At 70.6% G+C, this 25,979-nt stretch carries 22 protein-coding genes and 1 tRNA gene; 7 read left to right on the forward strand and 16 right to left on the reverse strand.

Going from position 1 to position 25,979, the window contains the following annotated elements; genetic code table 11:
* Window positions 1-4: 4 nt before the first annotated feature.
* The 11 genes from uvrA to polA all read right to left on the reverse strand — a co-directional run bounded on the left by uvrA (window position 5) and on the right by polA (window position 16,171).
* The gene (uvrA, locus tag FHX33_RS06580; protein ID WP_400975316.1) at window positions 5-2,959 is read right to left on the reverse strand and encodes an excinuclease ABC subunit UvrA; all 2,955 of its coding nucleotides are present in this window, start codon (window positions 2,957-2,959) and stop codon (window positions 5-7) included.
* 161 nt (window positions 2,960-3,120) lie between these two features.
* Window positions 3,121-3,639, reverse strand: a complete 519-nt coding sequence (locus FHX33_RS06585) for a hypothetical protein (RefSeq protein WP_183428284.1) — start codon at window positions 3,637-3,639, stop codon at window positions 3,121-3,123.
* Window positions 3,636-5,000 carry a DUF58 domain-containing protein gene (locus FHX33_RS22090; RefSeq protein WP_183428285.1) on the reverse strand — a complete coding sequence of 455 codons (1,365 nt, stop codon included), beginning with the start codon at window positions 4,998-5,000 and terminating at the stop codon, window positions 3,636-3,638. The genes FHX33_RS06585 and FHX33_RS22090 overlap by 4 nt, the downstream gene beginning before the upstream one ends.
* Window positions 4,997-6,010, reverse strand: coding sequence for an AAA family ATPase (locus tag FHX33_RS06595; protein ID WP_183428286.1), 1,014 nt, complete (start codon window positions 6,008-6,010; stop codon window positions 4,997-4,999). The genes FHX33_RS22090 and FHX33_RS06595 overlap by 4 nt, the downstream gene beginning before the upstream one ends.
* Window positions 6,011-6,062: 52 nt before the next feature.
* A complete protein-coding gene (locus FHX33_RS06600; protein ID WP_183428287.1) occupies window positions 6,063-6,572 on the reverse strand; it encodes a hypothetical protein in 510 nt (169 codons plus the stop codon).
* Window positions 6,569-7,303 (reverse strand): DUF4129 domain-containing protein, encoded by a 735-nt coding sequence (locus FHX33_RS06605; RefSeq protein WP_338092004.1) that lies wholly within the window; start codon window positions 7,301-7,303, stop codon window positions 6,569-6,571. The genes FHX33_RS06600 and FHX33_RS06605 overlap by 4 nt, the downstream gene beginning before the upstream one ends.
* 15 nt (window positions 7,304-7,318) lie before the next feature.
* Window positions 7,319-9,385, reverse strand: a complete 2,067-nt coding sequence (uvrB, locus tag FHX33_RS06610; RefSeq protein WP_021764856.1) for an excinuclease ABC subunit UvrB — start codon at window positions 9,383-9,385, stop codon at window positions 7,319-7,321.
* A gap of 62 nt (window positions 9,386-9,447) precedes the next feature.
* The gene (gene coaE / locus FHX33_RS06615; RefSeq protein ID WP_021764855.1) at window positions 9,448-10,050 is read right to left on the reverse strand and encodes a dephospho-CoA kinase; all 603 of its coding nucleotides are present in this window, start codon (window positions 10,048-10,050) and stop codon (window positions 9,448-9,450) included.
* A 77-nt stretch (window positions 10,051-10,127) separates the two neighbouring features.
* Window positions 10,128-11,570 (reverse strand): 30S ribosomal protein S1, encoded by a 1,443-nt coding sequence (gene rpsA, locus FHX33_RS06620; protein ID WP_021764854.1) that lies wholly within the window; start codon window positions 11,568-11,570, stop codon window positions 10,128-10,130.
* A gap of 204 nt (window positions 11,571-11,774) precedes the next feature.
* Window positions 11,775-13,448 (reverse strand): DUF885 domain-containing protein, encoded by a 1,674-nt coding sequence (locus FHX33_RS06625; protein ID WP_021764853.1) that lies wholly within the window; start codon window positions 13,446-13,448, stop codon window positions 11,775-11,777.
* Window positions 13,449-13,498: 50 nt separating this feature from the next.
* Window positions 13,499-16,171 carry a DNA polymerase I gene (gene polA / locus FHX33_RS06630; RefSeq protein WP_021764852.1) on the reverse strand — a complete coding sequence of 891 codons (2,673 nt, stop codon included), beginning with the start codon at window positions 16,169-16,171 and terminating at the stop codon, window positions 13,499-13,501.
* 66 nt (window positions 16,172-16,237) lie between these two features.
* Between polA and FHX33_RS06635 the strand changes: the two genes are divergently transcribed.
* The gene (locus FHX33_RS06635) at window positions 16,238-16,645 is read left to right on the forward strand and encodes a hotdog fold thioesterase (RefSeq protein WP_021764851.1); all 408 of its coding nucleotides are present in this window, start codon (window positions 16,238-16,240) and stop codon (window positions 16,643-16,645) included.
* Between the two features lie 19 nt (window positions 16,646-16,664).
* Here FHX33_RS06635 and FHX33_RS06640 read toward each other — a convergent pair whose 3' ends face one another.
* Window positions 16,665-17,270 carry an ANTAR domain-containing response regulator gene (locus FHX33_RS06640; RefSeq protein WP_021764850.1) on the reverse strand — a complete coding sequence of 202 codons (606 nt, stop codon included), beginning with the start codon at window positions 17,268-17,270 and terminating at the stop codon, window positions 16,665-16,667.
* Between the two features lie 38 nt (window positions 17,271-17,308).
* Between FHX33_RS06640 and FHX33_RS06645 the strand changes: the two genes are divergently transcribed.
* Window positions 17,309-17,391: transfer RNA gene (locus FHX33_RS06645), tRNA-Leu, on the forward strand.
* Window positions 17,392-17,436: 45 nt separating this feature from the next.
* Here the strand turns inward: FHX33_RS06645 and FHX33_RS06650 are convergent.
* Window positions 17,437-17,937: an FBP domain-containing protein gene (locus FHX33_RS06650; protein WP_021764849.1), complete on the reverse strand. Its 501-nt coding sequence runs from the start codon at window positions 17,935-17,937 to the stop codon at window positions 17,437-17,439.
* Between the two features lie 68 nt (window positions 17,938-18,005).
* On the opposite strand from FHX33_RS06650, the gene FHX33_RS06655 reads away from it, so the two are divergent.
* On the forward strand, window positions 18,006-18,332 hold the full coding sequence (locus FHX33_RS06655; protein WP_021764848.1) for a thioredoxin family protein: 327 nt from the start codon (window positions 18,006-18,008) through the stop codon (window positions 18,330-18,332).
* Window positions 18,333-18,342: 10 nt separating this feature from the next.
* On the opposite strand, the gene FHX33_RS06660 is transcribed toward FHX33_RS06655, so the two are convergent.
* Window positions 18,343-19,152 carry an MBL fold metallo-hydrolase gene (locus FHX33_RS06660; protein WP_021764847.1) on the reverse strand — a complete coding sequence of 270 codons (810 nt, stop codon included), beginning with the start codon at window positions 19,150-19,152 and terminating at the stop codon, window positions 18,343-18,345.
* On the opposite strand from FHX33_RS06660, the gene FHX33_RS06665 reads away from it, so the two are divergent.
* On the forward strand, window positions 19,151-20,224 hold the full coding sequence (locus tag FHX33_RS06665; protein WP_021764846.1) for an LLM class flavin-dependent oxidoreductase: 1,074 nt from the start codon (window positions 19,151-19,153) through the stop codon (window positions 20,222-20,224). The two genes, FHX33_RS06660 and FHX33_RS06665, sit on opposite strands and share 2 nt — an antisense overlap.
* 144 nt (window positions 20,225-20,368) lie before the next feature.
* The gene (locus FHX33_RS06670) at window positions 20,369-21,310 is read left to right on the forward strand and encodes a hypothetical protein (RefSeq protein ID WP_183428288.1); all 942 of its coding nucleotides are present in this window, start codon (window positions 20,369-20,371) and stop codon (window positions 21,308-21,310) included.
* Window positions 21,311-21,328: 18 nt separating this feature from the next.
* Here FHX33_RS06670 and FHX33_RS06675 read toward each other — a convergent pair whose 3' ends face one another.
* A complete protein-coding gene (locus tag FHX33_RS06675) occupies window positions 21,329-21,781 on the reverse strand; it encodes a VOC family protein (RefSeq protein ID WP_021763285.1) in 453 nt (150 codons plus the stop codon).
* Window positions 21,782-21,841: 60 nt separating this feature from the next.
* Here FHX33_RS06675 and FHX33_RS06680 point away from each other — a divergent pair, with 60 nt between their 5' ends.
* Window positions 21,842-22,618, forward strand: a complete 777-nt coding sequence (locus FHX33_RS06680) for an SGNH/GDSL hydrolase family protein (protein WP_021763284.1) — start codon at window positions 21,842-21,844, stop codon at window positions 22,616-22,618.
* A gap of 14 nt (window positions 22,619-22,632) precedes the next feature.
* On the opposite strand, the gene FHX33_RS06685 is transcribed toward FHX33_RS06680, so the two are convergent.
* Window positions 22,633-25,077 (reverse strand): phosphoketolase family protein, encoded by a 2,445-nt coding sequence (locus FHX33_RS06685; RefSeq protein WP_021763283.1) that lies wholly within the window; start codon window positions 25,075-25,077, stop codon window positions 22,633-22,635.
* A 51-nt stretch (window positions 25,078-25,128) separates the two neighbouring features.
* Between FHX33_RS06685 and FHX33_RS06690 the strand changes: the two genes are divergently transcribed.
* Entirely contained in the window at window positions 25,129-25,977 is an 849-nt protein-coding gene (locus FHX33_RS06690; RefSeq protein ID WP_183428289.1) for an alpha/beta fold hydrolase, read from the forward strand.
* Window positions 25,978-25,979: the final 2 nt, after the last annotated feature.

The following is a 25,979-nucleotide window of genomic DNA, read 5'->3' on the forward strand; positions in this document are numbered from 1 at the left end:
CGCCTTACGCGGCGCCCTGGGCGCTCTCGCCCTGCAGGATCTCCTTGAGGAAGTAGCCCGTGTGGCTGCCCGGGGCTTCCGCGACCTGCTCCGGGGTGCCGGTCGCGATGACCTCGCCGCCGCCCGCGCCGCCTTCCGGTCCCATGTCGATCAGCCAGTCCGCCGACTTGATCACGTCGAGGTTGTGCTCGATCACGATCACCGTGTTGCCCTTGTCGAGGAGGCCGTTCAGCACCAGGAGGAGCTTGCGGACGTCCTCGAAGTGCAGACCGGTGGTCGGCTCGTCGAGCACGTACACGCTCCGGCCGTTGGAGCGGCGCTGCAGCTCGGTGGCGAGCTTGACGCGCTGCGCCTCTCCGCCCGACAGGGTCGTCGCGCTCTGACCGAGCCGCACGTAGCCGAGGCCGACGTCGACGAGGGTCTTGAGGAACCGGTGGATGGCCGAGATCGGCTCGAAGAACACCGCCGCCTCGCTGATCGGCATGTCGAGCACCTCGGCGATGTTCTTGCCCTTGTAGTGCACGGAGAGGGTGTCGCGGTTGTACCGCGCTCCCCCGCACACCTCGCACGCGACGTAGACGTCGGGCAGGAAGTTCATCTCGATCTTGATCGTGCCGTCACCCGAGCAGGCCTCGCAGCGGCCGCCCTTGACGTTGAAGCTGAAGCGCCCCGGCAGGTACCCGCGCATCTTCGCCTCGGTGGTCTCGGCGAAGAGGTTCCGGATGCGGTCGAAGACGCCGGTGTAGGTCGCCGGGTTCGAGCGCGGCGTGCGACCGATCGGCGCCTGGTCGACGTGCACGACCTTGTCCAGGTTGTCGAGCCCGGTGACCGTGCGGTGCTTGCCCGGCAGCTTGCGGGCGCCGTTGAGCTTGTTGGCGAGCACGCGGTACAGGATGTCGTTCACGAGCGACGACTTGCCGGACCCGGAGACACCCGTCACCGCGACGAACGCGCCGAGCGGGAAGTCGACCGTCACCTTCTTGAGGTTGTTGGCCTCGGCGTCGACGACACGGAGCACGCGCTTCTTGTCGATCTTGCGGCGCTTCGCCGGGATCGGGATCTCGCGGCGACCGGCGAGGTAGTCGCCGGTGAGCGACTCCGTGTTCGCCAGCAGGTCGTCGTACGAGCCGGAGTGGACGACGTGACCGCCGTTGACGCCCGCACCCGGACCGATGTCGACGACCCAGTCCGCCGTGCGGATGGTGTCCTCGTCGTGCTCGACCACGATCAGCGTGTTGCCGAGGTCGCGGAGGGCGACGAGCGTATCGATCAGACGGCGGTTGTCCCGCTGGTGCAGGCCGATGCTCGGCTCGTCGAGCACGTAGAGCACGCCCGTCAGGCCGGAGCCGATCTGGGTCGCCAAGCGGATGCGCTGCGCCTCGCCGCCCGAGAGGGACGCCGCCGCGCGGGAGAGGTCGAGGTAGCTGAGGCCGACCTGGATGAGGAAGTCGAGGCGGATCTTGATCTCGCGCAGCACCTGCGCACCGATCTTCTGCTCGCGCTCGGTGAGGTGCAGCTTCTCCATGAAGGAGCGGGCGTCGCTCAGGCTGAGCTGCGACGCGTCCGCGATGCTCGCACCGTGCACGAGCACGGCCAGCACCTCGGGCTTGAGGCGCTTGCCCTTGCAGACCGGGCACGGCACCTCGCGGAGGTACTCGGCCCAGCGGGCGCGCTGCGTGTCGGTCTCGGCCTGGAGGTACTGGCGCTCGATGTAGGGCACCACGCCCTCGAAGCCGGAGGTGTACGACATCTCCCGGCCGTAGCGGTTCTTCCAGCGGACCTTGACCTCGAAGTTGTCGCCGTGCAGCACGGCGTCCTTCACGCTGTCCGGCAGCTTCTTCCACGGGGTGTTCAGCGAGAACTTCAGATCGCGGGCGAGACCGGCGAGCAGCTTCTCGTAGTAGTTGAAGAGCCCCTTGCCCTGGGTGGTCCACGGCACGATGACGCCCTCGGCGATGCTCTGCGTGTCGTCGCCGAGCAGCAGGTCGTCGTCGACCGACATCCGCGTGCCGAGGCCGGAGCACTCGGGGCAGGCGCCGAACGGCGCGTTGAACGAGAAGGTGCGGGGCTCGATCTCGGTGAGCTGGATCGGGTGGCCGTTCGGGCACGAGAGCTTCTCGCTGAACGACTGCCAGGCCTCCGTGCCCTCGCGGTCGACGAAGTTGACCTGCACGAGGCCGTCGGTCAGCCGGAGCGCGGTCTCGAGCGAGTCGGTGAGCCGGGTCAGGATGTCGGGCCCGGCGACCAGACGGTCGACGATCACCGAGATGTCGTGCTTGTACTGCTTCTTGAGCGTCGGGGGTTCGGCGAGCTGGATCATCTCGCCGTCGACGAGGGCGCGCGAGTAGCCGCTCGCGGCGAGCTCCTTGAAGAGGTCGACGAACTCGCCCTTCTTCTGCGAGACCACCGGGCTGACGACCATGTACCGCGTGCCCGCCTCGAGCTCCATCAGCTGGTCGGCGATCTGCTGGACCGTCTGGCGCTGGATCTTCTCGCCGCAGACCGGGCAGTGCGGGACGCCGATGCGCGCCCAGAGGAGGCGCATGTAGTCGTAGATCTCGGTGATCGTGCCGACCGTCGACCGCGGGTTGCGGTTGGTCGACTTCTGATCGATCGAGACGGCCGGGCTCAGGCCCTCGATGAAGTCGACGTCGGGGCGGTCGACCTGCCCGAGGAACTGACGCGCGTAGGCCGAGAGCGACTCCACGTACCGGCGCTGCCCCTCGGCGAAGATCGTGTCGAACGCGAGCGAGGACTTGCCCGAGCCGGAGAGGCCGGTGAAGACGACCAGCGAGTCGCGCGGGATGTCGAGGTCGACGTCGTGCAGGTTGTGCACGCGCGCGCCGCGAACGCTCAACTGCGACCCCGTCACCCTGGCGATGCTCCCCTGCACGTGGGTCGCGTGACCCTGGAGGTTCTGCCCCTGATTGCCCTGCGCCTGAATACTCACTCGTCCCATTCTCCGCTACATCCCTCTCGCGACGGACGGTGTTCGCCGTCCGCGCACGCGCACCCGCGCATTCGAAGCTGTGTTCGATTCTATCGCGCGCGCGACGGACGTCGGTCCGCACGCGCGAGTCTAGGCTCGACCACCGACATCGTCGACGGGGGTGCCCCGAATCAGCGCTCGGGGCGCCGCAGGAGCAGCATCCCGAGCAGTGCACCCAGGGCGAGGACCGCGATCCCGGCGACGATCGCCGGCCACCCGCCGGGCGCGGGCTGACGCAGCGACAGCACCACGACCGCCGCCGCCTGCACGGGCACCTGGATCAGGACGAACCGGCGCAGGCCGGGCAGCAGCACGACCGGTTGCAGCCGCGCTCGGGCCGGGACCGCCAGCATCCAGGCGGCGAGGACGTGCAGAGCGTGGGCGCCCGCGATCAGGGCGAGCACGCGGATGGAGACACCGGCCGACGGTTCCAGCAGCGCGGAGAACGCGAGGACCGCGATGAGCACCCACGCGGAGCGCCAGCGCGGGACCGCGACCGAGACGGCCGCGAGGGCGACGCACAGCAGCGGCCAGGGCCCGCTCGGCGCGGCTGTCAGGGCCAGGGCGACCGCCACGATCGCGAACGCGACGCGCAGCGCCCAGCCCGGGACGGTTCCGGGCAGCCCGGGGGCGCCGCGCACGGCGCTCATGCGGGACGGCCCGAGGTCGCCCGCCGCTGCGGAGCCGAGAGCCGGCGCAGCTGCACGTCCCGCTCGCTCGACGCCCACACCAGGCGCTCGGCACCGGACGCCCGCAGCCGCTCGAACCGGACCTCGCGCTCGGCGAGCACGAGGCGGAGAGCGATGCGCTCCCGTGCGGGCAGCTCCTCCGTCGTCAACGGAGGGAGCACGTCCACGGCGATCACGCGATGCCCGGCCGCCCGCCACGCGAGCGCGAGCCGCACAGGTTGGTCGTCGAGGAAGGTCGACAGCACGTACACGAGTGCGCCGGGCGCGAGGCGCGGGACCCGGATCCGGTCGGTGACCGAGCCGCGTGCCGCCGTCGTCTCGATCGCCCGCTGCACGGCCTGACGATGGCGTGCGCCTGCGCGCGGCGGAAGCGCCCGCGCGGCGTCCGCGAGGTCGTCGAAGCCGACGCGGTCCGCCATGCCCGCGTAGGCCGCGGCGAGCGAGACGGCAGCCTCCCGGGCGATGTCGAGGGAGCGCAGACCGGGGCGCGGGTACGACGCAGCCCAGTCGGCCACCTCGCCGGGGAGGTCGTCGCGCGCGTCGAGGACGAGATGGACGGCCGCGTCCGACGTCGCGGTCGTCCGCCGGACGTAGAGCTCGCCCGGACGCTGCGCGCGCCGGGCCGTCGCCTTCCAGTCGATCCGGCGCAGCCGGTCGCCCGCGCGGTACCGGTCCACATCCCGGAACTCGCCGCCGTCTCCCGGCCGCGCCGACACGTGTTGCCCCGTGAGTCCGAGCAACCGCGCGGGCAGCGGAAGGCTGCGGATCGGCACCGCCACCGGGCGGACGACGCGCTCCACCGATGCGCCGGGATCGGAGTCGGCCGGGTCACCCGCCCAGGAGGCGTCGGCGCCGATCGCGCGCGCCTCCGCGGACAGCACGCGCTGCGGACCGGAGTGGCGGACGGCGATCTCGAGCCGGAGGCGCGCTGCGCTCTGCGGCGCGAGCACGACGTCGAACGGTGCGCGATCGGCGGTGGCGAGGCGGAGGTGCACGGCATCCGGCCGCGGGTTCGACGCGGGCGCAGCAGCGATCACGACGGGAACCGTCGACGGGCGCCCTTCGGTCGAACTCGCGACCGTGGCCGTGAGCCCCACCGCAGCTCCCGCTTCCGGTCGCCATGCCCGGTCGACGAGGGCGGCAAGGAGGAGCGGCGCCGCGATCAGCACCAACTCGACCCGGCCGAACAGGAACGCGGCCACCAGGCAGACCAGGGCCACCAGCGCCGCGCCGGCCTGTGCGGGGCTCCGCACCCACCTCCCGCGCGCGGTCGCCGGCGCCGCCGCCGGCGCCGTGTCGCTCTGCGCTCGTGGCGTCGTCACCCCTGCGCCGCCTCCCGCTCGCGCGCACCGACCGCGGGCGGGCCCGGCACCGCGGCGACGACCTCCGCGATCACGTCCTGCGGGCTGACCCCGCTGGTCCACGCCGCGACGGTCAGCGTCAGCCGGTGCGCGAGCACCGCGACGGCGACACGCTTGACGTCGTCCGGCAGCACGAAGTCCCGGCCCGCGAGCACGGCGAGGGCGCGTGCGACGAGCAGGAGCCCCTGCGATCCGCGCGGCGAGGCGCCGACCTCCACGGAGCGGTGGCGTCGCGTCGCCGCGGCGAGGGCGACGCAGTAGGCGACGATGTCGGGGTCGACATCCACCTGCTCCACCCCGGCCTGCATGGCGAGCAGGGTGTCCGCATCGGTCGCCGGCTCCACCGTCGCGACCTCGTGGCGGCGCGCGACGCGGGCGAGGAGCACCTGCTGCTCCCCTGCCTGGTCGGGATAGCCGACGCTCAGGCGCACCATGAAGCGGTCGAGCTGCGCCTCCGGCAGGGCGTACGTGCCCTCCGACTCGATCGGGTTGGCGGTCGCCACGACGTGGAACGGACGCGGCAGCGCGAAGCTGCTCCCCTCCACCGACACCTGGCCCTCCGCCATCGCCTCCAGGAGCGCCGACTGCGTCTTGGGCGACGTGCGGTTGATCTCGTCCGCGAGGAACAGCCCGGTGAACACCGGACCGGGCCGGAACTCGAACTCGGCCGACTGGGGCAGGTACACGAACGAGCCGGTGATGTCGGACGGAAGAAGGTCGGGCGTGCACTGCAGACGGCGGAACTCCAGCCCGACGGCCGACGCGATCGATCGGGCGGCGAGGGTCTTGCCGAGCCCCGGGACGTCCTCGAACAGGACGTGGCCGCCTGCGAGAATCGTCGCCAGCGCCAGGGTGAGCGGCTCGCGCATCCCGACCACGACGGATTCGACGCGCTCGAGGACGGCGGCGCCGAGCCGGGCCACGTCCGCGACGGGCAGTGCGGCCGGCTGTGCGGCGGGGGTGGTGGTCATGGTGCTCCTGATGGTCGAGGTCGTGGGATGTTCGCCGGGTCGGGGTGGCCCGTCAGCCGCCACCGCGATCCACGGCGCCGGCCAGGCCCTCGACCCTGCCGAGCACGGCGACGAACTCCGCCGTGGTCGGGGCGGCAGCGCTCCCGCGGCGCAGCAGGGCGGGCGCCCCGTCGCCGAGGAGCCGGCGCACGTCGTCCCCGGCAGCGGGATCGTCGAGGTCGACGCCGCGCAGCGCGAGCGCCTCCGTCGCAAGGGTCCGCAGCCGGCGGACGGCGTCCGAGGAGACATGCCCGCCGCGCAGACCGCGCGAGCGGGCGGCGACCGACCAGCCGAGCTGCGCGATATCGCGCCGCGAGCCCGGCCTCAGTGCGGGCTCGGGAGCCGGCCAGCCGACATCCGCCTGATCCCCGAGCAGCGAGAGGCACACCGCGAGAGCGATGAGCACGCCGCCGAGACCGATCGCGTGCGGGGCGTCCATCCCGAGCAGCCAGGCCAGGAACCCGACCACGATGCCGAGCAGCGCACTGCCGATGAGGCGCCGCAGCGTCCGCGCTCGGCTCACCGCGACTCCCCCGGTCTGCTCACGGCCGGCTCGCCCTGCCACGACGCGCGCAGCGACGCCAGCGCAGCGCGCGCCGCCTGGACGTCCGCCGGGGTGACCGGCCCGTTCCCGAAGCGGACGCGCTGGTAGATCTCGAGCAGGGCGCGCGCCGCCGCTCGGTCGGGCCCGACCCGGACGATCACGCGGGCGACGAACTCGCCCGGCGTCTCGGCGGGCAGCCGGCGGACGCCGGAGTCGGCGGCGCCCTCCTCCAGGCCGAGCCAGGCGAGCTCGATCGCACCACGAGCCTCGCGGGGCGCGTCCAACGCGTCGAGAGCGCGATCGAGCCCACGCCGCACCGGTTCGGGCCGCGGCTCCTCGGGGGCGTCCGGGAGGTCGCCCTCCGTCGCGACGCCGAGGATGGCGACGGGAGGGACCTCTCGCGGGCGGAGGCGGCGGCGCAGGTACCGCCAGAGGAACGCGAGCGCGACGGCCACGCCCAGGACGATGAGCGCGACCACCAGCCACGACAGATCGAGGTGGAGGGGTTGCGCCGCCTCCTGCGGCTCCGGTGTTCCCGTCGTGACGGCAGCGCTGTGCGGAGGCGGGGTGAGTTCGGCGTCCGGCAGCTGGATCCGCGGCGGGCTGAACGTCGGGGAGCCCTGCGTCGCGATCGCCACGGCGGCGACAGCGAGCAGCGCGCCGGCTGCGGCGGGGACGACCCACCGCTGCCACGCCGTCTTGGAGCTCACCCTGCCACCGTAGCGTCAGCCCAGGTGCCCGGCCTTCTCCATCTGCCGCAGGTCGCGCTTGAGGTCGGAGAGCTCGTCGCGCAGGCGCGCCGCCAGCTCGAACTTCAGCTCGCCGGCCGCGGCGAGCATCTGCTGGTTGAGGTCGGCGATCAGCCCTTCGAGCTCGGCCGCCCCCTGCGCGGCGATGCCGCCGTTGCGCAGGTTGGGCGTCGGGCTCTTGCGCTTCTGCTCGCGACCGGCGAGCATCCGGGCCGTGTCGGCCTCTTCGCGGGCGAGGACGTCCGTGATGTCGGCGATCCGCTTGCGCAGCGGCTGCGGGTCGATGCCGTTGACCCGGTTGTACTCGACCTGCTTCTCGCGGCGCCGATCGGTCTCCTCGATGGCGCGCTTCATCGAATCGGTGAGCACGTCCGCGTACATGTGGACCTGTCCCGACACGTTTCGGGCAGCACGGCCGATGGTCTGGATGAGCGACGTCGACGAGCGGAGGAAGCCCTCCTTGTCGGCGTCGAGGATCGCGACCAGCGACACCTCGGGCAGGTCGAGTCCCTCGCGCAGCAGGTTGATGCCCACGAGCACGTCGTAGACACCGGCGCGCAGCTCGGTGAGCAGCTCGACGCGTCGGAGCGTGTCGACGTCGGAGTGCAGATAGCGCACCTTCACGCCGGCCTCGGCCAGGAAGTCGGTCAGCTCCTCGGCCATCTTCTTCGTGAGCGTCGTCACGAGGATGCGCTCGTCGCGCTCGACGCGCACCCGGATCTCCTCGAGGAGGTCGTCGATCTGGCCCTTGGTCGGCTTCACGACGATCTCGGGGTCGACGAGTCCCGTCGGGCGGATGATCTGCTCGACGATGCCGTCGGCGATCCCCATCTCGTACTGCCCCGGCGTCGCGGAGAGGTAGACCGTCTGGCCGACGCGGTCCTTGAACTCGTTCCAGCGCAGCGGCCGGTTGTCGAGGGCGCTCGGCAGGCGGAAGCCGTGCTCGACGAGCGTGCGCTTGCGCGACGCGTCGCCCTCGTACATCGCGCCGATCTGCGGGACGGTCACGTGCGACTCGTCGATCACGACCAGGAAGTCGTCCGGGAAGTAGTCGAGGAGGCAGTTCGGCGCCTCGCCCGCCTGCCGGCCGTCGATGTGCCGGGAGTAGTTCTCGATGCCCGAGCAGAAGCCGATCTGCTCCATCATCTCGAGGTCGAACTGGGTGCGCATGCGCAGGCGCTGCGCCTCCAGGAGCTTGCCCTCGCGCTCCAGCTCGACGAGCCGGTCGTGGAGCTCGGTCTGGATGGTGCCGATCGCGCGCTGCATCGTCACCGGGCTGGCGGCATAGTGCGTCGCCGGGAACACCGAGACGGCATCGAGCTTCGAGATGACGTTGCCGGTGAGCGGGTGCAGCGAGTACAGCGCCTCGATCTCGTCGCCGAACATCTCGATGCGGATCGCGTGCTCCTCGTAGACCGGGATGATCTCGATCGTGTCGCCCCGCACGCGGAACTTGCCGCGCGAGAAGTCGACGTCGTTGCGCTCGTACTGCATGTTCACGAACCGGCGGATGAGGGCGTCACGGCCGATCGACTGACCCACCTGGAGCGCGACCATGGCCTCCAGGTACTCCTCGGCCGCACCGAGACCGTAGATGCACGAGACGGTGGAGACCACGACGACATCGCGCCGGCTGAGGAGCGAGTTCGTGGTGGAGTGGCGCAGACGCTCCACCTCCGAGTTGATCGACGAGTCCTTCTCGATGAAGGTGTCCGTCTGCGGGACGTAGGCCTCGGGCTGGTAGTAGTCGTAGTACGAGACGAAGTACTCGACGGCGTTGTTGGGCAGCAGCTCGCGGAACTCGTTGGCGAGCTGCGCGGCGAGGGTCTTGTTGTGGGCGAGCACCAGGGTGGGGCGCTGCACCTGTTCGATCAGCCAGGCGGTCGTCGCCGACTTGCCGGTTCCGGTGGCGCCGAGCAGCACGACGTCGGTCTCGCCTGCGTTGATCCGGCCCGCGAGTTCGGCGATCGCCTGCGGCTGGTCACCACTCGGGGTGTACTCGCTGACGACCTCGAAGGGGCGGACGGCGCGCGTGGGTTCCATGCGTCAAGCCTAGGCCGGACCACCGACACCGGGGCCGCCTCTCGCTCAGAGCGGAACCCGGGTCAGGAGCGCGACCGGAGCCGATCCCAGAGCGCGTCGACCTGCTGCCGAGTGTGCTCGAGCGAGCCGTCCGTGTCGATCACGATGTCGGCGACGGCGAGGCGCTCCTCGTCGGTCGCCTGCGAGCGGATGCGGCGCTCGGCCTCGGCGCGGTCCATGCCGCGCAGCGCGACGAGGCGGTCGATGCGCGTCTCGGCCGCGGCGTGTGCGACGACGACGAGCTCGAACGGGTACTCGTTCGCCGACTCCACCAGCAGCGGCACGTCGTACACGACGATCGCGTCGGGATCCGCTGCAGCGGCCGCTGCGAACCGAGCGGTCGACTCGGCCAGGACGGCGGGATGGGTGATGCCGTTGAGCGCGAGCCGCGCCTCCTCGTCGGCGAACACGATCGCACCGAGGGCCGGCCGGTCGAGGCTCCCGTCCGCCGCGATCACGCCGGGGCCGAAGCGCTCCGCGATCGCGGCCAGGGCCGGACGGCCGGGTTCGACGACCTCCCGGGCGATGCGATCGGCGTCCACGACGACGGCGCCGTGCTCGGCGAGGCGGGACGCGATGGTCGATTTGCCGGAGGCGATCCCGCCGGTGAGTCCGATCAGCTGCACCCGTCCAGCTTAACGGCCGAACGGCCGGCCCCGAGGGGACCGGCCGTTCGGTGAGACGTGCTCCGAGGAGACGTGACTCAGTTGTTGGAGCTGAGCTTCTCGCGCAGGGCGGCGAGGGACTCGTCGTCGGCGAGGGTTCCGCCGTTGCCGGTCTCGCTCGAGTAGGTCGAGGTGCCGCTGTCGGCAGCAGCCTCTTCGAGGCCCTTGGCGACCTGGCGCTTGTGCGCCTCCCAGCGAGCCTGAGCGGCGGCGTACTGCTGCTCCCACTCCTCGCGCTGGGTGTCGAAGCCTTCCTTCCACTCGTTCGTCTCCGGGTCGAAGCCCTCGGGGTACTTGTAGTTCCCCTGGTCGTCGTACTCGGTGACCATGCCGTAGAGGGCCGGGTCGAACTCGGTGCCCTCGGGGTCGACGCCCTCGTTGGCCTGCTTGAGGCTGAGCGAGATGCGGCGGCGCTCCAGGTCGATGTCGATGACCTTGACGAAGACCTCGTCGCCGACCGACACGACCTGCTCGGCGAGCTCGACGTGCTTGCCGGAGAGCTCCGAGATGTGCACCAGACCCTCGATGCCGTCCGCGACGCGGACGAACGCACCGAACGGAACCAGCTTCGTGACCTTGCCCGGCGCGACCTGACCGATCGCGTGGGTGCGGGCGAAGACCTGCCACGGGTCCTCCTGGGTCGCCTTCAGCGACAGCGAGACACGCTCGCGGTCCAGGTCGACCTCGAGGATCTCGACGGTGACCTCCTGGCCCACCTCGACGACCTCGGAGGCGTGCTCGATGTGCTTCCAGGAGAGCTCCGACACGTGGACGAGACCGTCGACGCCGCCGAGGTCCACGAACGCACCGAAGTTGACGATCGAGGAGACGACGCCCTTGCGGACCTGGCCCTTGTGCAGGTTGTTGAGGAACGTGGTGCGCGACTCGGACTGCGTCTGCTCGAGCAGGGCGCGGCGCGACAGCACGACGTTGTTGCGGTTCTTGTCCAGCTCGAGGATCTTGGCCTCGATCTCCTGGCCCAGGTACGGGGTCAGGTCGCGGACGCGACGCAGCTCGATGAGCGACGCCGGGAGGAAGCCGCGCAGGCCGATGTCGACGATGAGACCACCCTTGACGACCTCGATGACCGTACCGGTGACGACACCGTCGGCCTCCTTGATCTTCTCCACGTCGCCCCACGCGCGCTCGTACTGCGCACGCTTCTTGGACAGGATGAGTCGGCCTTCCTTGTCCTCCTTCTGGAGAACGAGGGCTTCGACCGTGTCGCCGACCTCGACGACCTCGGTGGGGTCGACGTCGTGCTTGATGGAAAGCTCGCGCGAGGGGATGACACCCTCGGTCTTGTAACCGACGTCGAGGAGGACCTCGTCCCGGTCGATCTTGACGACGGTGCCCTCGATGAGGTCTCCGTCGTTGAAGAACTTCAGCGTCTTTTCGACCGCGGCAAGAAAGTCCTCTGCGGACCCGATGTCGTTGACGGCGACCTGCTTCGGCGCCTTGTCGGTCGTTGCGGTTGTCATGTAGTGGATGCTCCGTAATGGACAGAAATCAGGCCGGTCGCGAACTCGAAGTCGTGTTTCCCGCGAACGGCAGGTGGATGTGGATGTCACACAAGTGACGGTCTAGTCTACCCAGCCGACGCCTCGCGCAGCAACCCGCGGTCTCGGCACGACGGGGCGGGAGCGTGCACGCACGTCCCCGCCCCGTCATTCGTGTCCGACAGCTCAGTCGAGCAGCGCCGATTTCAGCGTGTCCAGGCCGACGCCGCCGATGTCGAGCGCCTTCTTGTGGAACGCCTTGATGTCGAAGGACGCCCCCTCCCGGCGCGCGTACTCGTCGCGCAGCTGCTCCCAGATGCGCTGGCCGATCTTGTACGACGGCGCCTGTCCCGGCCAGCCGAGGTAGCGGTTGACCTCGAAGCGCACGAACCCGTCGTTCATGTTCACGTTCCTGCCGAGGAACTCGAACGCGTACTCCCCCGTCCACGGTCCCGAGCCGTCGGGCAGCTGCTTCTCGAGGTGCACGCCGATGTCGAGGACGACGCGCGCCGCGCGCATCCGCTGGCCGTCGAGCATGCCCAGGCGGTCGGCCGGGTCGTCGAGGTAGCCGAGCTGCTCCATCAGGCGCTCCGCGTAGAGGGCCCAGCCCTCGGCGTGACCGGAGGTGCCCGCGATGCGGCGCCACGAGTTCAGCTGCGCCTTGTTGTAGGTCGCCTGGGCGATCTGCAGGTGGTGACCCGGGACGCCCTCGTGGTACACCGTCGTCAGCTCGCGCCAGGTGTCGAACTCGGTCACGCCCTCGGGAACGCTCCACCACATCCGGCCGGCGCGCGCGAAGTCGTCGCTCGGGCCGGTGTAGTAGATGCCGCCCTCCTGCGTCGGGGCGATCATGCACTCGAGGCGGCGGATCTCGGTCGGGATGTCGAAGTGCGACTTGCCGAGCTCCTCGATCGCGCGGTCGCTCGTCTCCTGCATCCACTTCTTCAGCGCGTCCGTGCCGTGCAGCTTGCGGCTCGGGTCGCCGTCCAGGAAGGCGATGGCCTCCAGGACGCTCGCGCCCGGCTTGATCTCCTTGGCGATGGCCTCCTGCTCGGCGACCATGCGGTTGAGCTCCTCGATGCCCCACTCGTACGTCTCGTCGAGGTCGACGGTCGCGCCGAGGAAGTCGCGGGAGGCGAGGGCGTAGAGCTCGCGGCCGACCGCGTCCTTCTCGGGCGCGTGCGGTGCGAGCTCGTTCTGCAGGAAGTCGGCGAGCTTGGCATACGCGGCCGCGGACTCCTTCGCGCCGGCCGTCAGGTCGGACGCGAGGGTCTCGGGCAGCGTGCCCTCGGCGGTCTTCGCGCCCGAGGCCAGCTCGAAGAAGAAGCCGGTGTCCGCGACCTGCTTGTTGGCCTGGGCGAGCACTTCGCGCACCTGGCGGATCGCGGGCACGTTGCCGTCGGCGATGCCGCTGCGGAGGGTCTCGATGTAGCCGTCCATCGCGGCCGGGAGGTTGTGGAGCCGCTTCGCGACGTTGCCCCAGTCGTCCTCGGTGTCGGTCGGCACGAGGTCGAAGATCTCGCGCAGGCCCTGGGCCGGCGACGCGATCACGTTGAGGTCGCGCTGGGCGAAGCCGGCGTCGTGCTTCTCCACCGTGAGCTGCAGCTCACGGGTGAGGTCGAGCTTCGTGATGCGGTCGATCTCGTCGACGGGTTCAGCGGCCTCGATGGCGGCCAGCGCCTTCTTCACCTCGCCGATGGTGCGTTCGGAGCCCGCCGGCGAGTAGTCCGCGTACTCGCCCTCTCGGCCGGGTCGGCCGAGCCAGACGTGGAACTCGGGGTTGAGCTCGAGTTGGGTGTCGACCCAGGCCTCAGCGATCGTGTCGATCGGCGTGGGTTCGCGCTTCTCTGCGTTCGTCATGCTCCGAGCCTATTCCGAAGCCCGGCTCCCGCGCCGCCCGCGCCCCGGGGTCAGTGCCCGGCGGCGTCCCAGTTCGGGCCGCGGCCGATCTGCACGTCGAGCGGGACCCGGAGGTCCGCCGCGCCGGACATCCGGGTGCGGACGACGGCCGAGAGGGCATCCCACTCGCCGGGCGCGACCTCGAAGATGAGCTCGTCGTGCACCTGTAGGAGCATGCGCGACTCCAGCTGCTGATCGATGAGGTCGCCCGCGACGCCGAGCATCGCGATCTTCATGATGTCGGCCGCGGAGCCCTGGATCGGCGCGTTGAGGGCCTGACGCTCGGCGTTCTCGCGCAGGACGCGGTTGGTCGACGTGAGGTCGGCGAACGGGCGCCGACGGCCGAAGATGGTCTCGGTGTAGCCGTCGACCCTGGCCTGCTCGACCACGTTGCGGAGGTAGTCGCGCACCGACCCGAACCGCTCGAAGTAGCCGCTCATCAGCTCGCGCGCCTCGGAGGTCTCGATCCGGAGCTGCTTGGACAGGCCGAACGCGCTGAGCCCGTAGGCCAGGCCGTACGACATCGCCTTGACCTTGGTGCGCATGAGCGGCGTGACGTCGGCCGGCTCCACCCCGAACACGCGGGCGCCGACGAACCGGTGGAGGTCCTCTCCGGCGTTGAAGGCCTCGATGAGCCCCGGGTCCTCGGAGAGGTGCGCCATGATCCGCATCTCGATCTGCGAGTAGTCCGCCGTCAGCAGGGTGTCGAAGCCCTCGCCGCGCACGAACGCGGAGCGGATCTCCCGCCCCTCCTCCGAGCGGATGGGGATGTTCTGCAGGTTCGGGTCGTTCGACGAGATGCGGCCCGTGGAGGTCCCGGTCTGGTCGTAGGTGGTGTGGATGCGGCCGTCGCCGTTCACCGAGCGCTCCAGCGTCTCGACGATCTGCTTGAGCTTGGTCGCATCCCGGTGCTGCAGGAGCAGGCCGAGGAACGGGTGCGGGTTCTTGTCCTGGAGGTCGGCGAGGGAGGCGGCATCGGTCGAGAAGCCGGTCTTGGTCGCGCGCGTCTTCGGCATCTGCAGCTCCTCGAACAGCACCTGCTGGAGCTGCTTCGGCGAGCCGAGGTTGATCTCGTGGCCGATCTGCGCGTACGCCTGGGCGGCGTAGTCGTTGGCCTTGTCGGTCAGCTCTCCGCGCAGGCGGGCGAGCACCGGGGAGTCGATGGCGACCCCGGTCAGCTCCATCTCGGCGAGCACGGCGACGAGCGGCAACTCGATCTCGTCGAGCACCGCGCGGGTGCCCTCGTCGAGGGCGATCATCTGGCCCTCGGCGACCCGGCGGATGTACCAGGCCTCGGTCGCCGGGCTCACCGCGTCGGTGAGCGGGACGAGCTGGTTCGGGTCGGAGACCGGCAGGGTCTCGCCGAGCACCTCGTACACCTGTTCGGCGAGCGACTGCGGCGCGGCGCCCGGCTTCACGAGCCAGGAGGCGACGCGGGTGTCGAAGGCGATGCCGTCCACGATGAGCCCGGCGCGGCTGAGCGCCTTGTACTGCGGCTTCGCGTGGAAGAAGTACTTCGGCGCGCTGCTCGCGAGCCACTGCTCGAGGGCCTCGTAGTCCTTGCGGTCGGCGGCCCACGGCACGTACACCGTGTCGTCGGCGGCCGCGAGCCCGAAACCGGTGATGCCCGCCGGTCCGAGCTCGAGCTGGACGGCGACGGGTGCGCCATCCGCGGAGGCCTTCGACAGCCAGTGCGCCAACTCCTCGTCCACGAGCGTCCGGACGACCGGGGCGCCGACCGCACCCGCGTCGCCTGCATCGGCGACCGACGTCGAGCCGTCGAGCAGTCCCTCTTCCGCCGCGGTCTTCATCAGGCGGTCGAGCAGGGTCTTGAACTGGAGGCGCGCGAAGATGTCGCGCACGGCGCCCTCGTCGAGCGGCTTGCGCTCGAGGTCGGCCGGGCCGACCGGCAGCTCGACGTCGTCGAGGAGCTTGTTGAGGCGGCGGTTGCGGAGGGCGTTCTCCTGCTGATCGCGGAGGTTCTGCCCCACGACACCCTTGATCTCGTCCGCGTGCGCCACGATGTTCTCGACGGTGCCGTACTGCTGCACCCACTTCACGGCGGTCTTCTCGCCGACCTTGTCGATGCCGATCAGGTTGTCGCTGGTCTCGCCGACGAGCGCCGCGATCTCGGGGTACTGGTGCGGCTCGATCCCGTAGCGCTCGCGCACGGCGGCGGGGTCGTAGATCTTGAGCTCGGAGACGCCGCGCACGTTCGGGTAGAGCAGCGTGACGTCGTCGTTGACGAGCTGGATGGTGTCGCGGTCACCGGACACGACGAGGACGCGGAAGCCCTCCTCCGCGCCGCGGCGGGCGAGGGTCGCGAGGATGTCGTCGGCCTCGAAGTCCTCTTTGGCGATGGTGGTGATGTTCATCGCGTGGAGCGCCTCTTCGAGCAACGGCACCTGGCCGGCGAACTCGACCGGCGTCTCGCCGCGGGTGCCCTTGTACTCGGGGTACTCGCGGGTGCGGAACGAGTAGCGGGAGATGTCGAACGCCACGGCGATGTGGGTCGGCTTCTGCTGCTGGAGCAGGTTGATCAGCATCGCGATGAAGCCGTGGATCGCGTTGGTGTGCTGGCCCTCGCGGTTGACGAAGCTGTCCACCGGGAGGGCGTAGAACGCCCGGAAAGCCAGCGAATGGCCGTCGATGATCAGAAGGGTAGGCTTTTCGGAGTCTGACACCGGACCAGCCTACAAGCCGCCGGTGACACTCCAGGCGACGACCGATGACGGTGAGGGAAGGCCGAGATGACCGAGGACGCGCTCGCGTACGTGCAGCAGAGGGGGCTCGGCGCACTGGCCGAGAAGATGGGCATCGAGATGGTGGAGTTCACCGTCGAACGGGCCGTCGCGCGCATGCCCGTCGCGGGCAACACGCAGCCCGCGGACCTCCTGCACGGCGGCGCCTACGTGGTGCTCGGCGAGTCGCTCGGCTCCATGTCGGCCAACCTCTACGCGGGCGAGCACCGGCTCGCCGTGGGCATCGAGATCAACGCCTCGCACACGCGCTCCGCGACCAGCGGCTACGTGACCGGGGTCTGCACGCCGGTGCACCTGGGGCGCACGCTGACGACCCACGAGATCGCCGTGACGGACGATCGGGGGCGCCGCTGCTCCACCATCCGCATCACGAACCTCATCAAAGAGCTCCGCTGACGCGGGTCGGGCGGCTCGCCTACTTCTTGGAGGCGAGCTGCTCGATGATGGCCTGGGCCACATCGTGCATGGTGAGGCGGCGGTCCATCGACGCCTTCTGGATCCAGCGGAACGCCTCGGGCTCGGAGAGGCCCATCTTCTCGTTGAGCAGGCCCTTGGCACGGTCGACGAGCTTGCGGGTCTCGAACCGCTGCACCATGTCGGAGACCTCGGCCTCGAGGGCGATGATCTGCTGGTAGCGGGCGAGGGCGATCTCGATCGCCGGGAGCAGGTCGTTCGGGGTGAAGGGCTTGACGACGTACGCCAGCGCACCGGCCTCGGTGGCCCGCTCGACGAGCTCCTTCTGGCTGAAGGCGGTGAGCAGCACGACCGGGGCGATGTGGCCCTTCGACAGCCGCTCGGCGGCCGAGATGCCGTCGAGCTGCGGCATCTTGACGTCCATGATCACCAGATCCGGGCGCAGCTCGGTCGCCAGCGCGACGGCGGTCTCGCCGTCACCGGCCTCCCCCACGACCTCGAATCCGTTGTCGCGCAGGGTCTCGACGATGTCGAGGCGGATCAGCGATTCGTCCTCCGCGACGACGACGCGACGGGGGGCGCTTGGGGTGGTTTCCTGGTCAGTCACGCATGAAAGCCTACGGTATTGTTCAGGTGTTGTTGTGCGCCGCTGTGGCGGAATGGCAGACGCGGAGCACTCAAAATGCTTTGTCCGGAAGGGCGTGTGGGTTCGAGTCCCACCAGCGGCACGACGAAATACCTTGCGACGATCGGTCGGGAGCCCGGCGGGACCCTCAGATCCGGGCGCCCACCACGGTCGCTGCGAACCGGCGGGCCCGCTCGGCGAGGCCCGCGATGCGGTCGGCGATCACGGCCTCCTGGTCGAAGCCGATGAACTGCGGCGGCGGCGTGCGCCGCACGTTCACACTGCACTCGAACTCGCCGCAGACGTGCGTGCCGACGGTGTCGCCGTTTCGTCCGGCCTGCCCGGCGCGGCGGGCGGACCAGAAGTAGACGTCGCGCGGGTAGTGGATGTCCTGGCACCAGCCGCACATCGACGGCGCGTGCGAGCGCATGGACGCCTCGGAGGCGCGCAGGAGGATGCCGACGGGGCCGTCGGCGGTGGGGATCACGACGTAGCCGCGCTGCGGGAGCCGCGGGTCGCGCCAGCCGAGGTACTCCCGCCGCGCCCAGTCGATCTCGTGGATCCCGGGCGGCAGGGGCATGTCGTCGGCCTCGCTGCGCGTGATGTTGACGAACGACTCGCGGATCTGCTGTTCGGTCAGGCTCTCCATGTCCACCTCCGCGTTCCATGCTCGCACAGGTTGACCTTGCCGCCGGGGGCAGGGCTTAACGTGCCGGCATGACAACCATCGACAGCGTCACCGACGCCTCCTTCGCCGCCGAGGTCCTCGCGGCGCCCGGCACCACCCTCGTCGAGTTCTGGGCGGAGTGGTGCGGACCGTGCCGCGCGCTCACCCCCGTGCTCGAGCAGGTCGCCCGCGGGCGCGAGGGCGACTTGCGCATCGTGAAGATCAACGCCGACGACAACCCCCGCACCGCGGCCGAGTACCACGCCCTCGCGCTCCCGTTCATGAAGGTGTTCCGCGACGGCGAACCGGTGGGCACGATCGTGGGGGCGAAGCCCAAGCCCGCGATGGACATGGCGCTCGCCCCGTATCTGGGCTGAGACCTCCTGGTCAGGTGAGATGGTCGAACGCCCCGCTCACCCAGCCGATGTAGCGCTCCGCGGAGCGCAGCACGGCCTCCCGCGCCTCCCCCGGGATGCGGTTGCCCAGGTTGCCGTACATCCGGTCGAACGGCCGGTCGCACACGGCGTCCGTCACCCGCCGCACCACGGCAGCCGACAGCGGGATGTCGTTGGGGAAGCTGCGCTGGAACGTCACCCAGCGCTGCGACGGCCCCGGGAAGATCGTGTCGCCGCTGAGCACGACACCGCGATCCCAGTGGACGACGGCGCTTCCCGGGAAGTGCCCGCCGACCGTCCGGAGCAGCACGCCGGGGAGGACCTCCCGCTCGCCGCTCCAGGTCTCGATGCTCGGGGACTCCCGCTGCACCCAGTGCCGGTCCGCTTCGTTGACCAGCACCGGGATGTCCCCGAGCATCCGAGACCAGGTGGTCTGCGCACCGAACATGTGCGGGTGGCTGGTGGCGATCACGGCAGCACCGCCCAGATCCTGCACGGCGGCCGCCGCCGCTTCGTCGACGTAGCCGGTCGGGTCCCAGAGGAGGTTGCCGTCGGGTGTGCGCAGGAGGATCGCCTGCTGCCCGATCCCGACCTGCGGTTCGCTGCGCAGTCCGTAGAGGTCGGGCTCCAGCTCCGTGACGACCACGTGCTCGCCGTCGCGCTGCAACTGTGCCAGCGTCGTCCAGCGCTGACCTCCCGGAGGGACGTACTGTCGTTCGTCCTCGCAGATCGGGCACGAGGCGGGCGGCGCCTCCCCCTCCGGCTGTTCCACGGCGCACGCGGCGCACAACCAATCGGCCATGCTGCGGACTGTAGACGGAATACCGGCGGGCCGCCACGCCTTGCACACCGGTGTGAAGAAGATCGGATTCCTCTCGTTCGGCCACTATCAGGAGGTGCCCGGCTCGGTCGTGCGCACCGCGGGCGACGCCCTGCGGCAGAGCATCGACCTCGCCGTCGCGGCGGAGGAGCTGGGAGCCGACGGCGCGTTCTTCCGCGTGCATCACTTCGCTCCGCAGCTCGCCTCGCCCTTCCCCCTCCTGGCCGCGATCGGCGCCCGCACGAACCGCATCGAGATCGGCACCGGCGTGATCGATATGCGCTACGAGCACCCGCTCTACATGGCCGAAGACGCCGCGGCGGCCGACCTCATCAGTGAGGGGAGGCTGCAGCTCGGCGTGAGCCGAGGATCACCCGAGACCGCCCTGCGCGGCTACGAGTCGTTCGGGTACTACCCGGACGACGAGGAGTCCGACGCCGACCTGGCCCGCCGCCACACCGAGCTCTTCCGCGCCGCGATCGCCGGAGCCGGCATCGCGCAGGCCAACCCGCAGATGACCGGCCGCACCGGTGCCCTCGCCATCGAGCCGCAGTCCCCCGGCCTCGGCGACCGCATCTGGTGGGGCGCCGGTTCGCGCGCGACCGCGGTCTGGGCCGCCGAGCAGGGGATGAACCTGATGAGCTCCACCCTGCTCACCGAGGACACCGGCGCGGCGTTCTCCGACCTCCAGGCGGAGCAGATCCAGCTCTACCGGGACGCGTGGGCCGCCGCCGGCTGGGAGCGCGAACCGCGAGTCTCCGTCAGCCGCAGCATCATGCCGATCACGACCGATCTCGACCGCCGCTACTTCGGCGCCTCCGCCCAGGCGGACCGTCGCGACCAGGTGGGGCACCTCGACGGCGGTATCGCCCGCTTCGGCAAGAGCTACGTCGGCGAACCGGACGCCCTGATCGAGGAGCTGCGCACGGACGCGGCGGTGGAGGCTGCCGACACGCTCCTCCTCACCGTCCCGAACCAGCTCGGCGTCGACTACAACGCGCACCTGCTCGAGTCCGTCGTGACGGAGATCGCACCGGCCCTGGGCTGGCGGTAGGCCCCGACCAGCTCTCGCGCTGGTCTGTACCCCGGCCAGATGTACCCCGAAAAGAGGGTGTGCACGCCGTCGGAATACTGAAATGATTGCATCGCTGCACACCCGAATCTGCAGCGCATCAGTGTTCCGTGCGAAGGGTGTGCCATGCGTATCGAGCGACTCCGATCCTCTCTTCTCGGCGGCGCGGTCGCGCTCGCGCTGGGAGGATCGCTGATCATGACCGCCACCCCCGCCGCGGCCGCCGAACTCGCACCGAAGGCCACCACCTCCGCCTCGGCGATCACGGGGATGTGGGCGTGGGGCAACCCCATCGACCCGGCCGTCGACGCGCGGGGCGACGGCGACCCCGAGTTCGCACCGAAGGCGCTCGCCGCGTTCGCCAGCGCGCACAAACTGAAGACGGTCTACCTCTCCGTGCCGTGGGCGGCCGACGAGGGACCGTTCTCGAGCTGGCTGAAGGCCTCCATCACCGCGCTGCACAAGGCCGGGGTGAAGACCGTGGCGGCGCTGGGCGGCGACCCGGCGTGGGCGGACCAGCCCGACCTCGCCGCTACCTGGACGCGCTCGGCGCTCGCCGCGGCCCCGTTCGACGCGATCCAGTTCGACGTCGAGCCGTGGGTCGGCGCGGAGGAGGGCGACCTCCCGGGCATCGCGGACAAGCTCGCCGCGCTGTACGACGCGGCCGCCGCCGAAGCCGGTTCCGTCCCGGTCGGCGCCGACCTGCCCTGGTGGCTGGCTGCCAAGCAGAGCCCCGCCGGTGGGACCCTCTTCGACGCCCTGCTCCCCCACCTCGACTCGGTCGCGATCGTGGCGTTCGTCGACCACGCCCGCGGCGACGACGGCATTCTGGCCCTCGCCGGCCCGGCCGCCCGTGCGGCGAGCGCCGCCGCCGTCCCGTTCAGCATCGGCGTCGAGACCGACACACCCGAGGTCGCCGGCGGTCCCGCTGCGACGTTCGGCGATGACAGCGCGAGCCTGCTCGAATCCGAGACGGCGCTCGTGCGGTCGACGTTCTCGAAGCTCCCCGCGTACGGCGGCGTGACCGTCGAGCACCTGCTCAGCTGGCAGAAGCTGATCGCGAAATAGCAGGCTCCGACACCCTGCTCAGGAGCCGTCGGCTGCGGCCTCCAGGGCGGCGATGTCGATCTTCGCCATCCTCAGCATCGCCTCGTTGGCGCGGCGGGCGCGCTCCGGATCGGGATCGTTCTGCAGTTCGAGCAGGCGTGCGGGCACGATCTGCCAGCTCAGCCCCCACCGGTCCTTGAGCCAGCCGCACTGGCTGGGCTCCCCGCCGCCGGCGATGAGCGCGTCCCAGAGCCGGTCGACCTCGGCCTGGTCGTCGCAGAGCACCATGATCGACGTCGCCTCGGTGAAGGGGAACTGCGGTCCGGCGTTCATGGACTGGTACTCGGTCCCGGCGAGGACGAAACGCACGAGCGTCACGCCGGCGGCATGGTTCACGGAGAGGATGCGGGAGTCGGGCAGCAGCGACACGTACAGCGCCGCGGCCTCCTCCGCCCCGTCGTCGTACCAGAGGAATGTGGTGACCTTCTGCATGGTGCGGGCTCCTTCGCGTCGCGTGCCGCCCATGGTACGCGCGGCGGGTAGCGTAGCGGTGTGTTCACCTCCTACATCGCGATCGGGGACAGCTTCACCGAGGGCGTCGGCGACGACCTCCCCGACGGCCGGGTGCGCGGCTGGGCCGACTTCGTCGCCCTCGGTCTCGCGGCGGCATCGCCCGAACCCGTCCGGTACGCCAACCTGGCGATCCGCGGCCGCAAGCTCGGCCCGATCGTCGCCGAGCAGATCGAACCCGCGATCGCCCAGCATCCCCAGCTCGTGAGCTTCAACGGCGGCGGCAACGACATCATGCGGCCCCGCGTCGCGATCCGGGACGTGGCGCGCATCCTGGTGGATGCCGCCGACCGCGTCACCGCGTCGGGCAGCCACATGCTGCTCCTCAGCGGCGCGAACCCGTCGGCGCACCTCCCGCTCGGCGGTCTCGTCCGCAAGCGCGGCAACGAGCTCGCCCGCGAGGTGCGCGCCATGCTCCCGCGCGACGGCATCACCTTCGTCGACAACTGGGCCGACGAGGGCCTGGAGGACATCCGCTACTGGTCGGCGGACCGCCTCCACCTCAACGCCCTCGGCCATGCCCGCGTGGCGAGCAACGTGCTGACCGCGTTCGACGTCCCGGTGCCCGAGGAGTGGGGCGTCGAGGAGGTCGCGGCCGGCCCCGGCGGCGAGCGCAGCCGCCGGACCGCCGAGTACTACCGCCGGTTCGTGCTGCCGTGGATCGGGCGCCGGCTCACCGGCCGCTCCTCCGGCGACGGACGGCAGGCGAAGATCGCCGAACTGACCGTCGTCGACCCGGCGTCGGCGCAGCCCCTGTAGACCGTCCCTCGTCCCTAATCGTTGTCCCCGCCAGTCGTATCGAGGCGGGGGCCCGACGTCTCGCCGCCCCAGGTCCACTCGGCCACCACCGGGATGTCCTCGCCGTGCTCGCGCGTGTACTGCCGGGCGGCCAGGCGGGCGTCCTGCATCTCCTGGCGGAACGCCGTCTCGCGTGCGGCGAGCCCCGGCACGCGGTCGAGCACGTCGATGACGAGGTGGTACCGGTCGAGGTCGTTGAGCATGACCATGTCGAACGGCGTGGTGGTCGTGCCCTCCTCCTTGTAGCCGCGCACGTGGAGATTGCCGTGGCCCTCGCGACGGTACGTCAGGCGGTGGATGAGCCACGGGTAGCCGTGATAGGCGAAGATCACCGGCTTGTCGGTGGTGAAGAGCGCGTCGTACTCGCGGTCGTTGAGCCCGTGCGGGTGCTCGCCCTCGCTCTGCAGGCGCATCAGGTCGACGACGTTGACCACGCGCACCTTCAGCGACGGGAGGCGGTGGCGCAGGATGTCCGCCGCGGCGAGCACCTCCAGTGTCGGGATGTCGCCGGCGCAGCCGAGCACGACATCCGGCTCCTCGCCGTCGACCTCCGTGCCCGCCCACTCGAAGATTCCGATACCTCGGGTGCAGTGGGCGATGGCCTGGTCCATGGTCAGCCAGTTCGGCGCCGGTTGCTTGCCGGCCACCACGACGTTCACGTAGTCGGTCGACCGCAGGCAGTGGTCGTAGGTCGACAGCAGCGTGTTCGCGTCGAACGGCAGGTAGACGCGCACGACGTCCGCCTTCTTGTTGACGACGTGGTCGATGAAGCCCGGGTCCTGGTGGGAGGCGCCGTTGTGGTCCTGCCGCCACACGTGCGAGCTCAGCAGGTAGTTGAGGGAGGCCACCGGTCGCCGCCACGCGATGGCGCGCGACGACTTCAGCCACTTGGCGTGCTGGTTGAACATCGAGTCCACGATGTGGATGAACGCCTCATACGACGTGATCACCCCGTGCCGGCCGCTGAGCAGGTAGCCCTCGAGCCAGCCCTGGCACTGGTGCTCGCTCAGCATCTCCATCACCCGGCCGCTCGGGACGAGATGGTTGTCGTCGTCGATCGGCCAGTACTCGGCGTTCCACTGCTTGCCGGTGACCTCGTACACGGCCTGCAGGCGGTTGGAGGCCGTCTCGTCCGGGCCGAACAGCCGGAAGTCCTCAGGGTTCGCGCGCATGACATCCCGGAACCATTCCCCGAGCACCCGGGTCGCCTCCGCCACCGAACCACCCGGCGTCGGCACGTCGACGGCGTAGTCGCGGAAGTCGGGCAGCCGCAGGTCCTTGCGCAGCAGTCCGCCGTTCGCGACGGGGTTCGCGCTCATCCGGCGGTCTCCCTCGGGCGCGAGCGCCGTCACGAGCGCGACCGGAGCGCCCGACTCGTCGAACAGCTCCTCCGGGCGGTAGGACGCGAGCCAGCTCTCCAGCAGCCGGGTGTGCGCCTCGGTGTCGCGCGCGTCGGCGAGCGGGACCTGGTGCGAGCGCCAGTTGTTCTCGGCGGGATGGCCGTCGATGACGGGCGGGCAGGTCCAGCCCTTCGGCGTGCGCAGCACGAGCATCGGCCAGGCCGGGCGCCCCTCCAGCTCGCCCGCGATGGCCGCGCGTTTGATCTCGGCGATCTCGTCCAGGATGACGTCGAGCTCGACCGCCATGCGCTTGTGGACCTCGCGCGGGTCCTCGCCGTCGAAACCGCCGGAGACCAGGTGCGGCGTGTAGCCGTAGCCGCGCATGAGCTCCATCAGCTCGGACTCGGGGATGCGCGCGAGCACCGTCGGGTTCGCGATCTTGTACCCGTTGAGGTGCAGGATCGGCAGCACGACACCGTCGGTCACCGGGTCGAGGAACTTGTTCGAGTGCCAGGCCGTGGCGAGCGGGCCGGTCTCGGCCTCCCCGTCGCCGACGACCGCCGCGACGAGCAGCTCCGGGTTGTCGAAGGCCGCACCGTACGCGTGCGAGAGGGAGTAGCCCAGCTCGCCGCCCTCGTGGATGGAACCCGGCGTCTCCGGGGCCGCATGGCTGGGGATGCCGCCGGGGAACGAGAACTGGCGGAACAGCCGGCGCATCCCGTCGACGCTCTGATCGATGGCGCTGTAGACCTCGCTGTACGTGCCGTCGAGGTAGGCGCTGGCGACCACGCCCGGACCGCCGTGCCCGGGGCCCGCGATGAAGATCGTGTCCAGGTCTCGCTCGCGGATCGCGCGGTTGAGGTGCGCGTAGACGAAGTTGAGCCCGGGCGTCGTGCCCCAGTGGCCCAGCAGCCGCGGCTTGATGTGGTCGCGCGACAGCGGCTCCCGCAGCAGCGGGTTGTCCAGCAGGTAGATCTGCCCGACCGAGAGGTAGTTGGCGGCACGCCACCACGCATCCAATCGGTCCAGGGTCTCCTCGCTCGGCTCGAGACGGTCGATGGATGCAGCGGATGCGTTCACGGTGTCTCCCCTCGCGGCAAGCCTACGGTGGCACCGCTCCGAACAACAGGCATGGAGAAGACGACGGTGAACACCCGGTGCGGGCCGGTCGCGGTCCGGCACACGGAGCGGCGCAGCCGCACCGCGACCGTGCTCCTGCACGGCGCCGCCGGATCCTGGACGACCTGGAGCGCCGCCATCGCCGCCGCCGAGAGCGGGGGCGACGTCTCCGACCTCGTCGTCCCCGACCTCCCCGGCTGGGGCGACTCCCCCGCCGACGCGACGCACCTGGATGCCGCCAGCCTGGCCGCGGCCGTCGTGGCGACCGTCCGCGCCCTCGGCTACGACCGGTGGCGGCTGGTCGGGCACTCGCTGGGCGGTTTCGTGGCGCTGGAGCTCGCCGCGCAGGAGCCGGTGGCCACGCAATCGGTGGTCCTCGTCTCCGGCACGACGTTCGGCGCGCGCGGCGACCGGATGGGCCTCCCGCAGCTGCTGCTCCGTTACGCGCCGCTCATGGGGCTCGTGGTCGCCATGCGCGTATTGATGGCCCTCGGTCCCGGCCTCGCCGGCCGATTCGTCGCGACGCTCGAACGGACGCACCTCCTCGGTCTCCTCACGGCCCCGCTCTTCGGCCGTCACATCCCCGAGGCGGTCAGCGATCTCGCACGCGACCTCCGCCCGTCCGCGTTCGTGCGCGCGGTCGCGTGCGCGCGGGTGTACCCGGCGGCGGAACGGTGGCGACTCGTGCGGTGCCCCGTGGTCTCGGTCCACGGCGACCACGACCTGTTCTCCCCCGCGTCGGACGACGGACCGCTGGCGCAGGTCATCCCGCAGCTGCGCTCGATCACCGTCCCCGCGACCGGGCACTTCGCGCACGTCGAGCACCCGAGCCTCCTGGCGGGAGCGCTGCACGCGCGGTAGCG

It is taken from the genome of Leifsonia aquatica, from assembly GCF_014190775.1.
Taxonomy (GTDB): domain Bacteria; phylum Actinomycetota; class Actinomycetes; order Actinomycetales; family Microbacteriaceae; genus Leifsonia; species Leifsonia aquatica.